Genomic DNA, 17,415 nt, shown 5'->3' with positions numbered 1-17,415 from the left:
AATGTATCTATGAGAGACTTTTCAGGGTTCTCCCAGTGGATGCCGTTTCGGCTGGTCAGGACCGGTTTGCTGGGGTTGTGCCAAGGGGGGTGGGTGGGGGTCGGTCAATGTCACAAGTCGATAAACAAAAGATAGCAGGTTGCCGGTCCTGATGCGGCTACTCTCATGCCTGTCTTCAGGTGTCTTCCCGATACCGGATTGTGATCTTCCTACAACATCCAGGAGTGCGATGTGACCCAGTCGAGTTCTTCGGTGCCTGTGCCGACCCCCGAGTCGGCCGCTGCGGAGGGCGATGCCTCGCCGGGGGCCGCCGACCGCCGGCGATCTGCGGATATCTCAGGCGCCGCAAGTGCCTCGATGGTTGAGGCGGGTGCTGCGACGGCCTCGCCCCGGGCCTCTCGCCGCTCGTCGCTGCCGCGGCTCGGCGGGGTCCTCAAGCGCGGATCGTCGTCGGGTGCCAGCTGGTCGTCTGTGGGAACCACAGCCGTGGCCAAAGTGGTGGTCATGGGGGTGTCCGGCGTCTTCGGGCTGGTCAACACCAGTCTCATCATCAGGCACTTCGGGGCCGACGCCTTCGCCCAGTACAACCTGCTGGCCACCTTCCCCACCCTCATGCCCTTCACCGACCTGGGCATTGGCGCGGTCATCCTCAACACGGTGGCGAGCTCGAGCGACCCGGCCCACGACTCGACCGTGCGACGCACGATCACCACCGCCGTCCGGGTGCTGCTCGGCTCCGCGCTGGCCATCAGCACGATCGGTATCGTCGTCATGCTGCTGGGGGGCTGGCCCTGGCTGCTGGGGGACAAGCTCATGGAGGGCGGCGGGCCCACGGTCACCGTCTGCCTCATCATCTACGCCGCGGCCCTGCCGCTGTCCGTGGGGCAGCGAGTCATCATCGGCCTGGGGCGATCGGCCACGCAGGTCATCAGCCAGGGAGTCGTCTCCCCGGCCATGTCCTGCTTCCTGCTGCTGGCCATCGTCACCGGCCTGGGGCGCGGCAACGCCGTGTCCATCTACTCCTACATCGCCAACGCCCTGGTGTCGGTCATCTGCATCGTCGTCGCCTGGCGCGCCACCCGCCCCCTGTTCAGGGAGGCCCTCAAGGATGTGCCGCATCTGCGCAGCGTGCGAGGGGTTCGCATCGTCAACACCGCGGGCCCTCAGCTCCTCCAGTCCCTGGCCATCCCGATCGCCTTCCAGACCGACCAGCTCCTCCTGTCCCACCTGGGTCAGTCCCAAGCCCTGGCTGAGTACGGCCTGGCCAACAGGCTGTTCAACATGCTGACCCAGACCGTCATGGCGGCCGGCGTCGCCATGTGGCCCATGTTCGCCAAAGCTCGGGCCGACAAACGCATCGAGAGTCCCTTCAAGCCGGCCATCGCCTTCAGCGGGGGCGGCTTCCTCCTGGCTCTTGCCCTCGTCGCCATCACGCCCTGGGCCGCTCGGGTCATGTCCGGAGGCGAGGTCGTTCTGCCCTCTGTACTCGTATGGGCCTTCGCCGCCTACGTCGCCGTCGAGGCCGGTAAGCAGCCGCTGGGCATGTACATGACCGACCCGCGCGGACTGCAGTTCCAGGTCATCCCAGTCCTCGTTCTGGTGCCGATGAACCTCGCCGTCTCCTGGGTCCTCATTGGGCCCTTCGACGCCGCCGGACCTATCCTGGGCTCGGTGATCTCAGTGATCCTGTGCCAGATCCTCCCGTATGCCTGGTGGGTGCGCCGAGACGTGGCCAGGCGCCGTCGAGAGTTGGCGCAGCAGTGACTCCCTCCTCGTCGGCGGGCGGCACCGAGCCGGCTCATGCAGCCCGGGAGTCGGCGCCGCGTCCCGGCACTCGATCGCTGCCCGACGTTCCCTGACTGTCTCATCCGCCGTTCCTTATCTGTCCACGACCCGGCCCGGTTCCCCGGGCCCCACTCAAGGAGAAGCCTCATGAGCTCCCCTGCTGGTTCCCCCACCATCGCCGAGAACATCAGAGCCCTGTCCCGGGCTCAGAAGTCCAAGGCCGGTGCCCCCCTCTACTCCCGCATCATCAACCGCCCCGCGGGCCGGGTCCTGGCCGCGATAGCCCACCGGCTGGGCGCGACCCCGGACCAGGTGACGGTCCTGTCGGCACTGTGCACCTACAGCGGCATCGCTCTCATCGCCCTATGGCGTCCTACGGTCGTGTCCGCTGTGGCGACCGCCCTGCTGCTCATGTTCGGGTACGCCCTCGACGCCGCTGACGGGCAGTTGGCAAGATTGCGCAATGGCGGCTCGAAAGCCGGTGAATGGCTCGACCATGTCGCAGACGTTATTAAGCTCTCGACAATTCATGGAGCCATTGCGATCTCACTGTTCCGATTTGCGGAATTACCGCCCCCGGTTCTGCTTATTCCGCTTGCTTTCGGAGCGGTTCAGAATATTCACTTCTTCAGTTACATTCTGACCTATCAGCTGCGTTATCACGGTGGGACGCCCCTGGCTAAGGACGAGGCCCGTCCCGGCATCATCAAGTCGGTCCTGTCGGCCCCCACGGACTACGGGCTCATGTGCTTCGTGCTCATGACCCGCTTCGCCCCCACGGTCTTCCTGTGGGTGTACGGCATCATGCTCCTGGGGTACGTGGGCTACGTCGCTCTGGCCCTGCCCAAGTGGTACCGCGACCTGCGCAACGACCTCCAGTAGCTCATCGCCTCGCCGGCACTCCCGCCGAGATCGCCACCAATCCTCTCTCAACCTTCTGTTAAGGAATCTCATGTCTCTGCTTACCGGCCGCAAGGCGCTACTGGTCTATACGGGACGCAAGGACGGACTGGGCAACCGTGTGCGCGCGCTGCTGTCCGCCCAGGAGCTCGCCCGGGTCGAGGGCCGCGACCTCTACTACGTGTGGAGCACGGACGAGTACTTCGGCCCCCGGATGGATGAGCTGTGGCGCTTCGAAGGGGGCACGTCGGTGTCGCGTCTGACTTCCCGGGCGCTCCTTCCCCTGGCCCGGTACCGCCAGCCCAAGGGCGTCCGGATCACCGCGGAGCTGCGCCGCCGCCACCTGTGGCAGATCCACTCCCACGGCCTGCCCGTCACCTGGGAGGACCCGGCCTGGAGGGGAGAAGCCGAGAAGGGGGCCACACCCACCGGGCCGCGACCCTGGACCGAGCGGCTGCGCGAGCTCACCCCCGTCGATGAGATCGCCGATGAGGTCCGCTCCATCTATGACACCCACCTGCGGGGGCGCCCCTACGTCGGCATCCAGGTGCGCACCCACGCGGTCTCCCACGCCAAGACCATCGAGTCCTCACCGGTGGAGTGGTTCGCCAACCGGATGCGCCAGATCCGCGCCGACCATCCCGACGTCCCCTTCTTCCTGTCCTGCGACACCCCCGAGGCCCAGGAGCAGCTGGCCGGAGAGTTCGACGGCTGCGTCTTCCTGACCGACAAGGGCGGATACAACACCGTCAAGGGCGTGCGCTCGGGCCTGATCGACCTCTACCTGCTGGCCAGCTCCCAGCACCTCATCGGAGCCTCCTTCTCCAGCTTCGTGGAGATGGCCGTCTTCCTGTGCGACGGCGTCGTCCCCTTCGAGCGGCCCGACCAGCCCCTGGAGGGCGAGCTCAGCCTGTCCCTGGGACTGGCCGAGGACCCGCTGCGCCCCGCCCGACGCTGACGTCGCGCGGCTCGGTCAGCGGGCCCGATGCCCGTCGGTGGGATCGCGGCGGGGTCGGGCGGGATAGGCGCTTGCGGCAACCATCCGCGCCGCCCCCTCCGTGCGGCGTTCCCGTGAGACCCGTCCACGCCTTCGAGCATCCATCCCGCACGCCCCGGTGAACCAGGGTCTCAGCGCTTGAGGAGCTCGTCGACGATCCGGGTCATGGTGGCGCGGTACCCGGCCACGGAGAACCGCTCGGCAGCCTCGCGCTCGCCCTGCTGGGCCAGTCGACCGGCCAGCTCCGGGTCGGCCGCCAGGGATCCGAGGGCATAGGCCAGGGCCTGCGCGTCGTCGGCAGGCACGAGCAGGCCGGTCACCGAGTCGGTGACGACCTCGGCCAGGCCCTGGACCCGAGAGGCCACGAGCGGTCGGGCCGCGTGCATCGCCTCGACCGCGGTGTTCCCGAAGGGCTCGGCCCGGGAGGGCACGACGACGGCGTCGGCCGCCTCCAGCACCGGCCAGGTGGGGTGCACATAGCCCAGCAGCTCGACGTGCCCCGTCAGATCATCCTGACCGGCGCGCTCACGCAGCTCGGCCTCGTACCACTCGTAGCCGGGGAAGACCGAGCCGCACACGCTCAGGGAGGCGTCCACCCCCGAGCGCCGCAGCAGCCCGACGGCATCGAGAGCCACGTCCACACCCTTGCGCGGGGACAGTCGGCCCACCATGGCGATCCGGAAGGAGTCGCCGGGCCGCCGGGTACGCAGCGGCTCCAGAGGCCGGTCCGGTCCGGCGACTCCGTTATGGACCACCTCCGTACGCGAGGCCAGGCGCGGCTGGGCGTCCAGGAGCGCGTCGCGGGCCGCCCCGGAGTTCGCCACGATCCGAGATGCCGCCAGAAGCGGGGCGTTGAGCCCGGCGCGGATGACCCGACGCTGGGTGTCCTCGGCCTCGTGCACATGGGCCAGCACCGGGATGCCTGCCGCGCTCGCGGCCACCGGCCACCAGGGGATCGTCACCGTGTTGGTGAGGACCGCCTCGGCGCGGCTGGCGCGGATGACTGCCCGCAGGCGGGCGATCTCCGGGGCTGCCTGCGCGGACAGCTTCGTCAGACCTGTGGGGCTCAGCAGGGCCTTGCGCAGGACCGTGAAGGGCATGACGGCCACGCGGGCGCCGGCGTCGCGCAGCACCCCGACCAGGGGGCCGTCCTGGGGCAGAGCCACCAGGACCTCGTGACCGGTCTCGATGAGTCCGTGAATGGTCTCCACCAGCTGCCAGTCCGAGCCGTACAGGTCGGGGGAGGGGTGGGCCACGAGAACCCGGGCGCCATCCGCCCGGCCCCGGCTCACCAGCTCACCTTCCCGGTGCGGCGCCCGGAGGGGCGATGGCGGGTGGGGCCCTCGAGTGCCAGACGTCGGGCCAGGGCCTCGTAGCCGGAGGCCACCTCGTCCCAGTCGTAGAGGGCCGCTCGTTCGCGGGACTCGTCGCCGCGCACGGCCTGGGCCTCGACGTCGGACTCGGCGGAGACGACCAGGGCGGCCACCTCATCCGGTGAGGTCCAGTATCGTCCGGCCTCGCCCAGGACCTCGCGGTTGAAGGAGACGTCGAAGGCGTCCACCGCGGCCCCGGCGCCGATGGCTCGCAGGAGCGAGGGATTCGTGCCGCCCACCGAGTGGCCGTGGTAGTAGACCAGCGCTCCGGAGTAGAGGGCGTCGAGCAGCTCCTGGTCCCACAGGCCGCCGAGCAGGCGGACCCTGCCGTCGGCCAGGGACTCGATGCGGGCGGTGTAGTCGTCGGCGTAGGGGGCCGATCCGACGACGACCAGCGGCAGCGTGGCCCCGGAGCGCACGTACCCATCCACGATGACGTCGACGTGGTTCTCCACCTCGAAGCGGGCCACGACCAGGTGGAAGCCCTTGGGAGTCAGGTCCAGCTCGGCCAGGCGCGAGGTGTCGGCGCAGATACGGGGCGCCCCGTAGGAGAGAAGATCGGTGGGGGCGTTGAACTCGTCGGTGTAGTAGTCGGCGATGCCCTGGGCGTCGGCGATGAGTGCGTCGGAGTAGCGCACGGCCAGCGCCTCGGCCGCGCGGTAGTAGCGCTTACCGGTGGGGCCCCACTTGCCGCGGCGCCACTCCAGGCCGTCGACGTGAGTGGCCACCGGAACGCGTGCGGCGCGCATGGCCGGCAGGAAGGGGGCGTTCGCTGCGTTGAAGACGAAGGCCGCGTCCGGGTGGGTGCGGCGCAGCAGGTGCGCCACCGACAGGGCAGTGTGGGACAGGGTCTCCAGGCTGCGGTTCTTGACCGAGGGCAGCTCGACCAGTCGCATCCCCAGGTAGGTGCGGGGAAGCGGGGTGTCCGGCTCAGGGTTTCGGCAGTAGACGAGGACCTGGTGGCCGCGGTCGGCCAGGCGTCGTCCGACCTCCTCGATGGCGGTCTCGAAACCTCCGTAGCGGGCGGGGACGCCTCGCGTCCCGATCATGGCGATTCGGAGCCTGTCCGGGTTCACAGCAGTCAACGGAGTCCTTTCGAAGGGCGGCGGAGCCGGCAAGGGATGGGAACCAATGATCCCGTTCGATGCGGCCACCGGTCACGGCAATGGCGGAGGAACATCGACGAGGGTGACGGGGGAGGCGGTGATGACAGTGATGGCGGTGATGATGAGGCTATGGGGCTCTCATCCCCGAGCTCGCAGGTTCCTGCGGACTCGTTGCGTCGCGAGCGCCCGGCGCACTCGGTCAGGAGTCTAGAGGCAGGTGGCTGCCGGCACGCATCGAATGAGTCATGCCGCTAATACCTCCGGCTCCCTGGAGCGCAGTGTCAGGACGGCGCGCTGGCGATGAGCCGGGTCTACGGTGGGGAGGGCGCGTTCAACTGGTCCACACCACCTGGGTACAGGCTGAGCATTCCGGTCAAGAATCAGGTATGGAACCCAGTGCTGGTTAATGAGAGGCTATCTGTGAGAAAAGTGGGTAGGGGTGCCGCTCCGTGCGATGAGTGATTGATTGCACAGTGGGAGGCGGAACAAAGGTTCTCGGAAGCGTTATCAAAACGTTACCCCTGTAATAACCTCGTGACTGGCGTCGGTCTCGTTGCGGCGGGACCGCCCCGTCATACTGCGCCACCTACCCAGGTTCCCTCACGTCTTAAGAACGGAGCACTCGTGCATCCTTCCCGTGCTGTCTCCAGTGTGGGGGCGATCCTGATCGCCCTCCCCCTCGCTCTTGGTGCGCTCGTCGCCCCCACTATCGCCCCCACGGCTGTTGCTGCGGGGCAGACGGTTCTGGCCTCGCCGCAGCCACTGCCCACCGCTCAGGTCGACGGCATCGTCCTGGATCAGGCGGTTGTGGGCAATACCGTCTACGTCGTCGGGGAGTTCAAGAGCGCTCGTCCGGCCGGTGCTGCCGCCGGTGAGAACGAGTCTCCTCGATACAACGCCATGGCCTTCGACATCACGACCGGCGCGCTGCTGGACTGGGCGCCCCAGGTCAACAGCAGGGTCACCGCGGTCGAGGCCTCGGCCGACGGGTCCACCATCTACCTCGGTGGTAACTTCACCTCCGTCAACGATGAGACGACCTATCGAGTGGCGGCGGTGGACGCTGCCGGCAAGCGCAAGCCGCTGGGGGCGTCGGCCAACGGGTCGGTCTGGGATCTGGAGCTCTCGCCTGACGGCTCCTCCCTGTACATAGCGGGCTCCTTCACTCAGATCAACTCCTCGTCACGTCAGCGTGCTGGTGCGGTGGATCTGAAGACGAACAAGGTGACCGACTTCGCCCCCCAGGTCGATGACTCCCTGGTCCGCGCCATCACGGTGGCGCCCGACGGCTCGGCAGTGGCGATCGGCGGCTCCTTCACCTCGGTGGGCGGGTCCTCCGAGGGGTACGGCATGGCCGTCCTGGAGAAGGACGGATCCCTGCGGCAGACCAACATCTCCAGTGTTATCCGCAACGCGGGGCCGAACTCCGGAATCATGAGCCTCAAATCGGACTCCCGAGGTCTGTACGGCACCGGCTACTCCCAGGAGGGGGCCTTCGAGGGGATGTTCCGTGCCAGCTGGACCACGGGGGACATCGATCTCATGGCCGACTGCCATGGCGATACCTATGACGTGCTGCCCACCAACGACGTCATCTACATCGCCAGCCACACCCATGACTGCAGCAACATCGGTGGTTTCGCTGATCGTTCGAACGAGGGTGTCTACCATCACGCCGTCGGTTTCTCCAGCACGGCGACGGGCACCGTGGGCTCCAACACGGCCAGCGGATACAGCGACTACCAGGGTCAGCCGGCCCCCACGCAGTACAACGGCTTCCTGCCGGGGTTCCAGATCGGCGACTACAGCGGCCTGAGCCAGGCGGTGTGGACTGTTGAGGGCAACAGCCAGTACCTCGTCTACGGCGGTGAGTTCATCGCGGTCAACGGCACCAAGCAGCAGGGCATCGTCCGTTTCTCCATGAGTGGCGGCGACGTCAACGCGGCCCGTCCCGGTGACGTCAACGGCAACAACAACGGCAACGGGGACAATGGCAACGGGGACGACAACGGCAACGACAACGGCAACAACGGGGACGACGACAACGGCAAGGACAAGGACAAGAAGAAGGACAAGAAGAAGCAGGACGACTGGGACAACCAGGACGGTTGGGACCAGGATGACCGGGAGAACAACCAGGGTGGCGGCTGGTGGTGGTGGTGACCATGAGGCCCGTCGGGTCTGTGGATCGTCGTGGCTTATCCCCTGAACGATCCGGTTCTATGGCCGGTGGTGGTGTGCTCCCGAACTCAGTGGTCGCTGAGGGCGGTCTTGCGCACGGTGGAGGTCGTACGCTTCAGCACGTGTCTCGAACCCGAATGCTGATCCTCCCCACCGTCCTGGTGCTGGGCCTGGGGCTGGCCGCCTGCGGAGGCGGAAAGTCCCAGAGCACTGCCAGCCCTTCTGCCGCTGCCTCTGCCAGTGGCTCGGCCTCGGCTCAGGCCGCCCCCTCGAACGTCGCCACGCCCACGGTACAGACCGCGAAGCCGACGGCGGCGCCTCCGTCGCCCTCGGACAATGTCTCCACCCCGGACGCCTCCTCGATCGATCCCAAGGCCGTTGAGACCGGCGACCTGTCGAAGGACGAGTACCCCGAAGTGGGTCTGGACAAATCGGTCCGCGTCGACGGGGACCTGGTGATCTCTCTGGGGCAGATGCAGGCGAAAGACTTCGCCAGCGCGCCCGGTGAGGTGGGGGGCGCCGGTGTCCTGATCCCGGTAACGGTGACGAACAGGTCCAGCCAGGACCTGCCGCTGGCCAGTGTGCTGTCCACCACCGTCAACTACGGCGAGGGTGCTGGTACTCCCGCCAGCGAGATCATCTCGGCCTCGGATGCGGTGCCGTCCTCGCTCGCAGCCGGTGAGACGGTGACCGTGAATCGCGCCTTCGTCATCCCGGCGGAGGGGCGAGGGAATGTCAAGATCGTCGTTGACCTGGGTGCGGGTCGCGGGGCCGCAACCTTCCGGGGATCTGCCGGCTGACTCAGGACGAGTTCCTCTCAGGGCGTTGGCCGCCCTCGTTCTTGTCTGCAATCCAGGCGCCGTCCGTTGCTCACCTTCATGAGCAACGGACGGCGCCCTGGCGTGAGGGGCGACCCGCTCGGGCGACTTGACTGAAAGCTCTCGACCGTTGCTTCGCCGTGACATGAGATGCACCAGCCCTCAAGGCAACCTGATCCGTGTCTATATGGAAGGTGGTTCCGATGGAAGAGGCTTATGGGCGACTCGATTCCTTGAAACGCCTGGATGATGGCGCCATGTGAGCGAAGGGTCGGTGTGCTGCGGGATGGTTCCGTCCTGTGGTGTGCACCAAAAGTGCGGTGAGCAAGTTGTTGACGGTGTACGATAAGCGCGCCCGTCGACCCTGGCCGGGCGCGGAATACCAGCCATTCGTAAGGTTGCGTGTCCGTGATCTGAGTATGTTCTGAATGGAATACCTGTGAAGCTCCCCCGCCGACTCCTGAGCGGCCTGCTGGCCGCGGCTCTTGTTCCCATTGGTGCCGTCACGCTCGCTCCGGCATCTCCCGCCGCCGCGGACCCGGCTCCCGCCGGTGCCGCCGGTACGCCCAGCACCGTTTCCGCCGATGCCCTGCCCACCGCCCAGATCAACGGCATTGTCTGGGACCAGGTCGTGGTCGGGGATATCGTCTACGTCGTCGGAAAGTTCTCCTCGGCGAGGCCGGCAGGATCGCCGGCCGGTCAGAACGAGTCACCGCGCGGCAACGCGATGGCCTACAACATCAACACCGGTGAGATCGTCGACTGGGCACCCACCACTAACGGCACCATCAACACCATTGCCGCCTCCGCCGATGGCCAGACCCTCTACCTGGGTGGCGAGTTCACGACGCTGAATAATCAGACGGCCTGGCGCGTCGGAGCGGTCAGGGCCTCAGACGGTCAGCGCTCTCCGCTGGCCGCCTCGGCCAACGGCAGCGTCAAGGCCCTGAGCGTCTCCCCTGACGGGCAGACGCTGTACATCGGAGGGGCCTTCACCCAGATCAACTCCTCGGCCCGCCAGCGCGTCGCCGCGCTCAACCTGGGCAGCCAGCAGCTGACCAACTTCGCACCGAAGATTGACAACTACTACGTGCGCAGCATCGTCGAAGCCGTTGACGGCTCGGCCGTGGCCATCGGCGGGGCCTTCGAGTCCGTCGAGGGCAGCGACAATCCCGGTCACGGGATCGCCGTCTTCGAGAAGGACGGCAGCCTGCGCAAGAACAACGTCTCCAGCGTGGTCCGCGGCGCCGGCGCCGAGGCCTCCGTCATGAGCGTCAAGGCCGACGAGCAGGGCCTGTACGCGGCGAGCTACTCCCGGCTCGGCACCTTCGAAGGCGTCATGCGCCTGAACTGGACCACCGGGGACATCGACTACATGGCCGACTGCCACGGCGACTCCTACGACGTCCTGCCGGCCGGCGACGTCGTCTACGCCGCCAGCCACTCCCACGACTGCTCCAACATCGGTGGCTTCCCGGACGTCTCCTACCACTACCACAACGCGGTGGCCTACACGAACGCCGCCACCGGAACGGTGAAGGAGAACAGCGCCGCGGGCTACAAGAGCTACGCCGGGCAGAACGCCACCACCAACCTCAACTTCTACCCCGACTTCACGCCGGGCAAGATCTCCGGCGCCATCCAGGCGACCTGGACCGTCGAGGGCAACGACAAGTACGTCGTCTACGGCGGTGAGTTCCTGGCCGTCAACGGCACCGCCCAGCAGGGGCTGGTGCGCTTCGCCCGCCGCGACATCGCCCCGAACAAGCAAGGCCCCATGGACAAGGGCGGAGCCTTCAAGGTCACCGGCTCCTCACCGCGCGCCGGGGTCGTCTCCCTGTCCTTCAAGGCCAACTGGGACAGGGACGACAAGGCCCTGACCTACAACGTCTACCGCGACTCCATGAACGGCCAGCCGGTCACCAGCCAGACGGTGAGCGCCGGCTTCTGGGAGCGCTCCGATCTCAGCGCCACCGACGTCGTCGACCCGGGAACCACCCACCGCTATCGGGTCCAGGTGACTGACCAGTGGGGGGCCTCCACGGTCTCGGACTGGGTGACGGTCAAGGCCGGTGAGGGCCAGGGCCTGAGCAAGTACGGTGCTCGCATCCTGGCCGACGGTGCCGCCCACTACTGGTCCTTCGACGAGACCGACGGCGACAAGGCCGAGGACTTCGTGGCCCAGCGTAATCTGACGATCCGCGGCAAGGCCTACAAGCGCGGAAGCCAGTCCGTCCTGGGCTCGGGAGCCTCGCTGGGCCTGACCTCGGACAGCGCGAACAAGTCGCATGCCGCGACTCGCGTCGCCTCCCAGGCTCCCACCGCGTTCTCCATGGAGACGTGGGTCCGCACGACCTCGACCTCGGGCGGGGAGATCATGGGCTACGGCTCCTCCTCGACCAACCAGTCGTGGAGCCGCGACCGCATGGTGTACATGCGTAATGACGGCACGCTCAGCTTCATGCTCTACCCGGGCAAGCTGACGACCATCACGACTCCCAAGAGCTACAACGACGGGCAGTGGCACCACATCGTGGCCTCCATGAGCCCCACCACTGGCGCCATGCTCTACGTGGACGGCAATCTCGCCGCCTTCGACGGCTCCATGACCGAGGGACAGAGCTACTCCGGCTACTGGCGCATCGGCGGGGACGCCCTCGGCGGGGTCAACGGCCAGCCCTCCAACACCAATATCCAGGCCGATATCGACGAGGCCGCCGTCTACAGCACGCCGCTGTCCGCACGACAGATCGCCGAGCACTACACCGCGGCCACCGGCAAGCAGGTCCAGGCCGACGACAACGGCGGCAAGGACGGTGCCGGCAAGGACAAGGCCGAGGAGGGCAGCGCCCTGCTGGACGACTCCTTCGAGCGCAGCGTGAACGGCGGTTGGGGCAAGGCCAAGGCCGGCGGTGAGTGGAAGACCACCTGGAACGCCGCGGCATTCTCCGCCGACGGCACCAGCGGTCGGATCGCCATGGCCGGTCCGCGCTCCTCGGCGTCCATCATCTCCGATCCGATCAAGTCGACCTCCACTGACGCCGTCGTCGACTTCTCCCTGGACGCGGTGCCCTCCGGGAACGGCGCCTTCATCTCCTACGCCGCCCGCACGACCAAGGCCGGTCAGTACCAGGCCACGGTCCGCATCGGCAGCGCCGGCAACCCGATGATCACGGTCTCGCGCGTGGTCAAGGGCCGTGAGACCTCCCTGGGCTCCTACGTGCTGACGCAGCCCTACACGGCCGGTCAGCCGCTCCACCTGCGCATGGTGGTTGACGGCGCGGAGTCGACCAACATCCAGACCAAGCTCTGGGCCGGTGACTCCGAGCCCGCCGAGTGGGGGATCGAGGTCGTCGACAACGACAAGACCCTCAACGAGGCCGGCACTGTGGGGCTGACCACCTACATGTCCGGGTCGGCCGGACCGGAGACCGTGACCCTGGCGGTCGACAAGGTCACCATCAAGCAGCGCTGACGCCCTCGAGCTCTGCGCGCATGCGGGGCGGGCCGGGAAGGACTCAGGATCTTCCCGGCCCGCCCCGTTCCGGTACGTGCTGTATCCGCGGCCCTGGCGTCCAAGAGGTGGCCAATCCCCGACATGTCACACGGAGGCAACACGGTGCGTCCCTAGGATCGCCCTGTAGTGAGAACCCACCAGGAGGAACCATGATCAGGGTAGCGATCAACGGATACGGCAACCTCGGCCGCGGCGTCGAGCAGGCCATCACCAAGAACGCGGACATGGAGGTCGCCGTCGTCTTCACCCGGCGCGACCCGGCCACCGTCACCACCCAGGGGGCTCCCGTCGCCCACGTCGATGACATGGCCTCCTGGACCGACAAGGTCGATGTCTGCCTGAACTGCGGAGGCTCGGCCACCGACCTGATCGAGCAGACCCCGGCCGCCACGGCCCTGTTCCACACGGTCGACTCCTTCGACACCCACGCCCGCATCCCCGAGCACTTCGCCGCCGTCGACGCCGCCGCCAAGGCCTCCGGCCACGTCGCCCTGATCTCCACCGGTTGGGACCCGGGCCTTTTCTCCATGCTGCGGGTCCTGGGCGAGGCCGTCCTGCCCGACGGCGCCACCACCACGTTCTGGGGGCCCGGCGTCTCCCAGGGGCACTCCGACGCCTTGCGCCGCATTGACGGCGTCGTGGACGCCAAGCAGTACACCCGCCCGGTGGAGGCCACCGTCGCCGCGGTCAAGGCCGGCGACGACGTCGAGCTGACCACCCGTTCCATGCACACGCGCGACTGCTACGTGGTGGCTGAGGAGGGGGCCGACCTGGCCCGCATCGAGCGGGAGATCGTGGAGATGCCCAACTACTTCGCCGACTACGACACCACCGTCACCTTCATCACCGCTGAGGAGCTGGCCACCGAGCACGCCGGAATTCCTCACGGCGGCTCCGTCATCCGCCGCGGTCACACCTCCGAGGACGTCGCCGAGACCGTGAGCTTCGAGCTGCAGCTCGGCTCCAACCCGGAGTTCACCGGCTCGGTCCTGGTCGCCACGGCGCGCGCCGTGGCGAGGCTGGCCGCTCGCGGCGAGTCCGGCGCGCGCACCGTCTTCGACGTGACGCTCGCCGACCTGTCTCCCACGACTCCCGAGGAGCTGCGCGCCCACTACCTGTGAGGCGGGCGGACAGCCAAGGGCGTCCCGCCGTCGGCGCCGAGCCGGCGGCGGGACGACGAGGCACCGGAGGCACCGGCTGAGTCAGTCGCGGATGAGGGGCTCGTCGACGTCGGGCAGCTCGCCGCGACGGGCGGCACGCAGGAGCCTCACCCCGTCACGAGTGGCCTGTGCCGCCGTCAGGAGCGGGCGACGAGTGCTCAGGAGCTGGCGCCTGCCACCGCGCAGGACGATCTCACGGGCGGCTCGGCCCGCCGTGGCCACCCACCGGCGCTGCGTGGCCCGGTCCAGGTGCAGTCCGGCGTACAGCAGCCGGTTGCGCACGTTGTAGTAGTAGTAGATGTCCGACTTGGCCCGATCGGACTGGCCGCTCTCGGAGTGGGTCCCGCCCTCGTCGTGGACGGCGACGGCGTCGCGCACCAGGGCCAGGCTGCCTCCGGCCGCCAGTACCCGGGCCGAGAAGTCCACGTCCTCCCAGTAGAGGAAGTAGCGCGCGTCCAGGCCGCCTGCGGCCTCGAACAGGTCGACGGACAGCGCCAGGCAGGCCCCCGAGAGCCACGGCTGGGTGCCGCCCGGGGGAATCGGACGCGGTGAGCGGCGCGAGCGCATCGAGCCGTCCGCCAGGCACACGACGATCCCGTCGGAGACGATGCGGCCACCGGAGTCCTTGAGCACCGGCGCCACCAGGGCGAGCCGGTCCGCGTGCGCCCTCGCCGCCAGGCGGATGAGATCGGCCCGGGCGATGACGGCGTCGGGATTGAGCAGGACGAGCAGGTCGGCGCCGAGCTCGCGGGCCCGTGCCGCCCCCAGGTTCATGCCACCCCCGAAACCGGTGTTCGTCTCCGGCAGGACCGCCTCCCAGCCCCGTGAGGAGGCCAGTGTCACCAGCTCCTCGCGGGCGGTGGGCGTGGAGTAGTTGTCGACGACGACGATGCGGGCCTCGGGGGAGTCCTCGGCCACGCGCGCCAGCGTGCGCTTCAGCAGCGCCGCCGAGTCGTAGCTGACGACGATGACCGCCGTGCGCGAGAGCAGCTCGCCTCCGGAGAGTCCGCCGGATGCCTCGGTGATCGCGACGACCCTGGCGGGGGCGCTGGTCTCGGGGTCGGTCGGCTCGGCGGCCTCAGTGGAGTCGGTGACCTGGGCGGGGTCAGGGGTGACGGTCATCGGAGCAGGAGCCTTCCGGGTGCGGGGCGGTGTCGGAGCGGTGCTGGTGAGGTCGGGCGCTGTGGACGTCGCACCTCCGATGGGACGGGGTACGACGTCGTGGCTCGGGCGCTCCCGCAGTGGGGCGCACCCGGTTCGTGATAGTACCGTTAGACCTTGATATCACGCCGCGATCCGCCAGTAGGCGGGAGGAAGGACGGGGCTGGACGTGTACCTGACCATCGCGATGCTCACCTACCGCCGCAACGACTACCTCGCGCAGGTGATCCCCGAGCTGCTGGCGCAGGCCGACGACGTCTCCGACGCGCGGACCACGGCGAGCGTACTCATTGTGGACAATGACCCGCAGGCCGGGGCGCGGGCCGTTGTCGAGGCCGCCCGGGTGGCGCTGGGAGGAGAGCAGCCGGAGGCGTCGGAGCCGACCGGGCAGGCTGATCCGGCCGCCGCGGCGGCGACGTCGAGGCTGGTCTACGTCCACGAGCCCGAGCCGGGCATCGTGGCCGGACGCAACCGCGCCCTGAGCCAGGCCCACGGATCCGACGCCCTCGTCTTCATCGACGACGACGAGATCCCCTCACCGGGCTGGCTCAAGGCCCTCGTGAGCACCTGGCGCGCCCAGGGCTGCGCCGCCGTCACCGGCCCCACGCCGCCGACCTTCGAAGTCGCCCCCTCGACGTGGGTCACCGCCTCAGGCGCCTTCGACTCCTGGGAGGCCGCCGACGGCGCCCAGGTCCGCAGCGCCGACACCGGCAACCTGCTCCTGGACCTGGCCGTCGTCGAGGGCCTGGGGCTGCGCTTCGACCCGCGCTACGGGCTCACCGGCGGCGAGGACTCCCTGTTCACCCGCCAGCTCACCCGCGCCGGCGGCGTCATCCGCTTCGCGGCCGGGGCGGTGGTTACCAAGCGCGTGCCCGCGGCCCGCGCCCGGCGCACCTGGGTGCTGGAGCGCTCCCTGCGCTCGGGCTCGTCCTGGGCCCGGGTGCGCATCGACACGGTCGGGCCCGCCGGCGGTGCCTCCGGCAGGCTCGCGCGCCTCAGGCTGCGCCTGGGCTACGGCGCCAAGGGACTGGCCAAGGCCGGTGTCGACGGGGCGCGCGCCGGCGTGGCCCGCATCCGTGGTGACGTGCCCGCTCAGGCCCGCTACGAGGTCTCCTCGCGCGGGGGACTGGGCATGGTCGTGGGCGCCCTGGGCGGCCACGTGCGCGAGTACGGTCGTCCCCGCCGCAGGCGGAGCACGGCGCTGGCCGGCAGGAGGAGCGCATGAACCGGCTGACGATCGCCATCCCCACCTTCCGGCGCCCGCAGGACCTGAAACGGGCCGTCAGCGGGGTCCTGGAGCAGGCCGGTGAGCTGGTCGACGGCCCGAGAGTCGAGGCCTGCGAACCCGAGGGCGATACGGCGGGTGCGGCGGATGCGGACGGGGGCGCTGGTAGGGGCGTCTACGATGTCGAGGTCCTCGTCATCGACAATGACGCCCGGGGCACCGGGCGCGAGGCCGCCCTCACCGCCGCGGCCGACGCCGGGGTGGCCGTGCGTTCCTCAGTGGAGGGGGCGGAAGGACCCGAGGCTGTGGGCCTGCGCTATGTCGTTGAGGAGCGGCCCGGTGTGGCTGCGGTGCGCAACCGCGCCCTCGACGAGACCGGCGGGCGCGACCTGCTCGTCTTCATCGACGACGACGAGGACCCCGAACCCGGCTGGCTCGCCGCCCTCGTGGGGCTGTGGGCCTCGACCGGCTGCCAGGCGGTGGCCGGCCCCGTCATCCCCGTCTACGAGGTCGAGCCGGAGGCGTGGGTGCGTCAGGGCGAGTTCTTCGTGCGCCGGACCTGGCCCACCGGCACGGTCCGCCCGGTGGCGGCCTCCAACTGCCTGCTGCTGGACCTGGGCTTCGTGCGTCGGGCCGGGCTGCGCTTCGACGAGGCCTTCGGTGCCACCGGGGGAGAGGACACGCTCTTCACCCGCCGGCTGAGCGCCGCCGGCGGCGTCATCCGCTGGTGCGACGAGGCGCGCGTGCGCGACCACGTCCCGGCCTCGCGTCTCACCCGTCCCTGGATCCTGCGACGGCAGCGTTCCCACGCCGCCACCTCGGTGCGCGTGGAGCTGGCCCTGGCCGGCGGCGGGGCTCAGCCGGTCATCCGGGCCAGGGCCGCCGCTGGTGGCCTGGTGCGTATCGTCGTCGGCGGCCTGCGGACCGCCGGTGGAACCCTCATCGGCAGCCCTAAGCATGCGGCCAAGGGGGCTCGGCTGCTGGCCCGGGGCCGCGGCATCCTGGCGGCCAGCGTCGGAGGCGGCGTCCACCGCGAGTACGACCACTGAGGCGGTGCCAAGAAGATATCGAGAGGCTGCCACCTGGGTGGTGACGGATCTGACGGCGAGCTTACAGGAGAGTGTCTTAGAGCCTTCCGCCTTCATCGAAGTAGCGCTGCTCGGCCTCAGTCAGATCCAACATCGCAGGAGGC

The 17,415-nt window shown here is 68.8% G+C and carries 12 protein-coding genes; 9 read left to right on the top strand and 3 right to left on the bottom strand.

Going from position 1 to position 17,415, the window contains the following annotated elements; all coding sequences use genetic code 11:
* Positions 1-504: 504 nt before the first annotated feature.
* The 3 genes from FBF36_RS11715 (at position 505) to FBF36_RS11705 (ending at position 3,643) form a co-directional block, all read left to right on the top strand.
* On the top strand, positions 505-1,764 hold the full coding sequence (locus FBF36_RS11715; protein ID WP_009398608.1) for an oligosaccharide flippase family protein: 1,260 nt from the start codon (positions 505-507) through the stop codon (positions 1,762-1,764).
* Between the two features lie 168 nt (positions 1,765-1,932).
* Positions 1,933-2,667 (top strand): CDP-alcohol phosphatidyltransferase family protein, encoded by a 735-nt coding sequence (locus FBF36_RS11710; protein WP_009398607.1) that lies wholly within the window; start codon positions 1,933-1,935, stop codon positions 2,665-2,667.
* 70 nt (positions 2,668-2,737) lie between these two features.
* Positions 2,738-3,643, top strand: coding sequence for a NodZ family protein (locus tag FBF36_RS11705; protein WP_009398606.1), 906 nt, complete (start codon positions 2,738-2,740; stop codon positions 3,641-3,643).
* Positions 3,644-3,813: 170 nt separating this feature from the next.
* On the opposite strand, the gene FBF36_RS11700 is transcribed toward FBF36_RS11705, so the two are convergent.
* Both FBF36_RS11700 and FBF36_RS11695 read right to left on the bottom strand, forming a co-directional pair.
* Positions 3,814-4,974 (bottom strand): glycosyltransferase family 4 protein, encoded by a 1,161-nt coding sequence (locus tag FBF36_RS11700; RefSeq protein ID WP_009398605.1) that lies wholly within the window; start codon positions 4,972-4,974, stop codon positions 3,814-3,816.
* A complete protein-coding gene (locus tag FBF36_RS11695; protein ID WP_009398604.1) occupies positions 4,971-6,104 on the bottom strand; it encodes a DUF1972 domain-containing protein in 1,134 nt (377 codons plus the stop codon). The genes FBF36_RS11700 and FBF36_RS11695 overlap by 4 nt, the downstream gene beginning before the upstream one ends.
* Before the next feature lie 681 nt (positions 6,105-6,785).
* Between FBF36_RS11695 and FBF36_RS11690 the strand changes: the two genes are divergently transcribed.
* The 4 genes from FBF36_RS11690 to FBF36_RS11675 all read left to right on the top strand — a co-directional run bounded on the left by FBF36_RS11690 (position 6,786) and on the right by FBF36_RS11675 (position 13,798).
* Entirely contained in the window at positions 6,786-8,324 is a 1,539-nt protein-coding gene (locus FBF36_RS11690) for a hypothetical protein (RefSeq protein ID WP_034493564.1), read from the top strand.
* Positions 8,325-8,464: 140 nt separating this feature from the next.
* A complete protein-coding gene (locus FBF36_RS11685) occupies positions 8,465-9,142 on the top strand; it encodes a hypothetical protein (protein ID WP_225792360.1) in 678 nt (225 codons plus the stop codon).
* A gap of 457 nt (positions 9,143-9,599) precedes the next feature.
* A complete protein-coding gene (locus tag FBF36_RS11680; RefSeq protein ID WP_009398599.1) occupies positions 9,600-12,635 on the top strand; it encodes a LamG domain-containing protein in 3,036 nt (1,011 codons plus the stop codon).
* 191 nt (positions 12,636-12,826) lie between these two features.
* Positions 12,827-13,798: a diaminopimelate dehydrogenase gene (locus tag FBF36_RS11675; protein WP_138137595.1), complete on the top strand. Its 972-nt coding sequence runs from the start codon at positions 12,827-12,829 to the stop codon at positions 13,796-13,798.
* A gap of 81 nt (positions 13,799-13,879) precedes the next feature.
* On the opposite strand, the gene FBF36_RS11670 is transcribed toward FBF36_RS11675, so the two are convergent.
* Positions 13,880-14,959 (bottom strand): glycosyltransferase family 2 protein, encoded by a 1,080-nt coding sequence (locus tag FBF36_RS11670; protein ID WP_009398596.1) that lies wholly within the window; start codon positions 14,957-14,959, stop codon positions 13,880-13,882.
* A 208-nt stretch (positions 14,960-15,167) separates the two neighbouring features.
* Between FBF36_RS11670 and FBF36_RS11665 the strand changes: the two genes are divergently transcribed.
* Entirely contained in the window at positions 15,168-16,223 is a 1,056-nt protein-coding gene (locus FBF36_RS11665; RefSeq protein ID WP_138137593.1) for a glycosyltransferase family 2 protein, read from the top strand.
* Positions 16,220-17,272 carry a glycosyltransferase family 2 protein gene (locus FBF36_RS11660; protein WP_138137591.1) on the top strand — a complete coding sequence of 351 codons (1,053 nt, stop codon included), beginning with the start codon at positions 16,220-16,222 and terminating at the stop codon, positions 17,270-17,272. The genes FBF36_RS11665 and FBF36_RS11660 overlap by 4 nt, the downstream gene beginning before the upstream one ends.
* Positions 17,273-17,415: the final 143 nt, after the last annotated feature.

It is taken from the genome of Actinomyces sp. oral taxon 171 str. F0337, assembly GCF_005696555.1.
Taxonomy (GTDB): domain Bacteria; phylum Actinomycetota; class Actinomycetes; order Actinomycetales; family Actinomycetaceae; genus Actinomyces; species Actinomyces oris_E.
The sequence above is the reverse complement of the archived record's forward strand: the minus strand, read 5'-3'. Positions and strand labels throughout refer to the sequence as shown.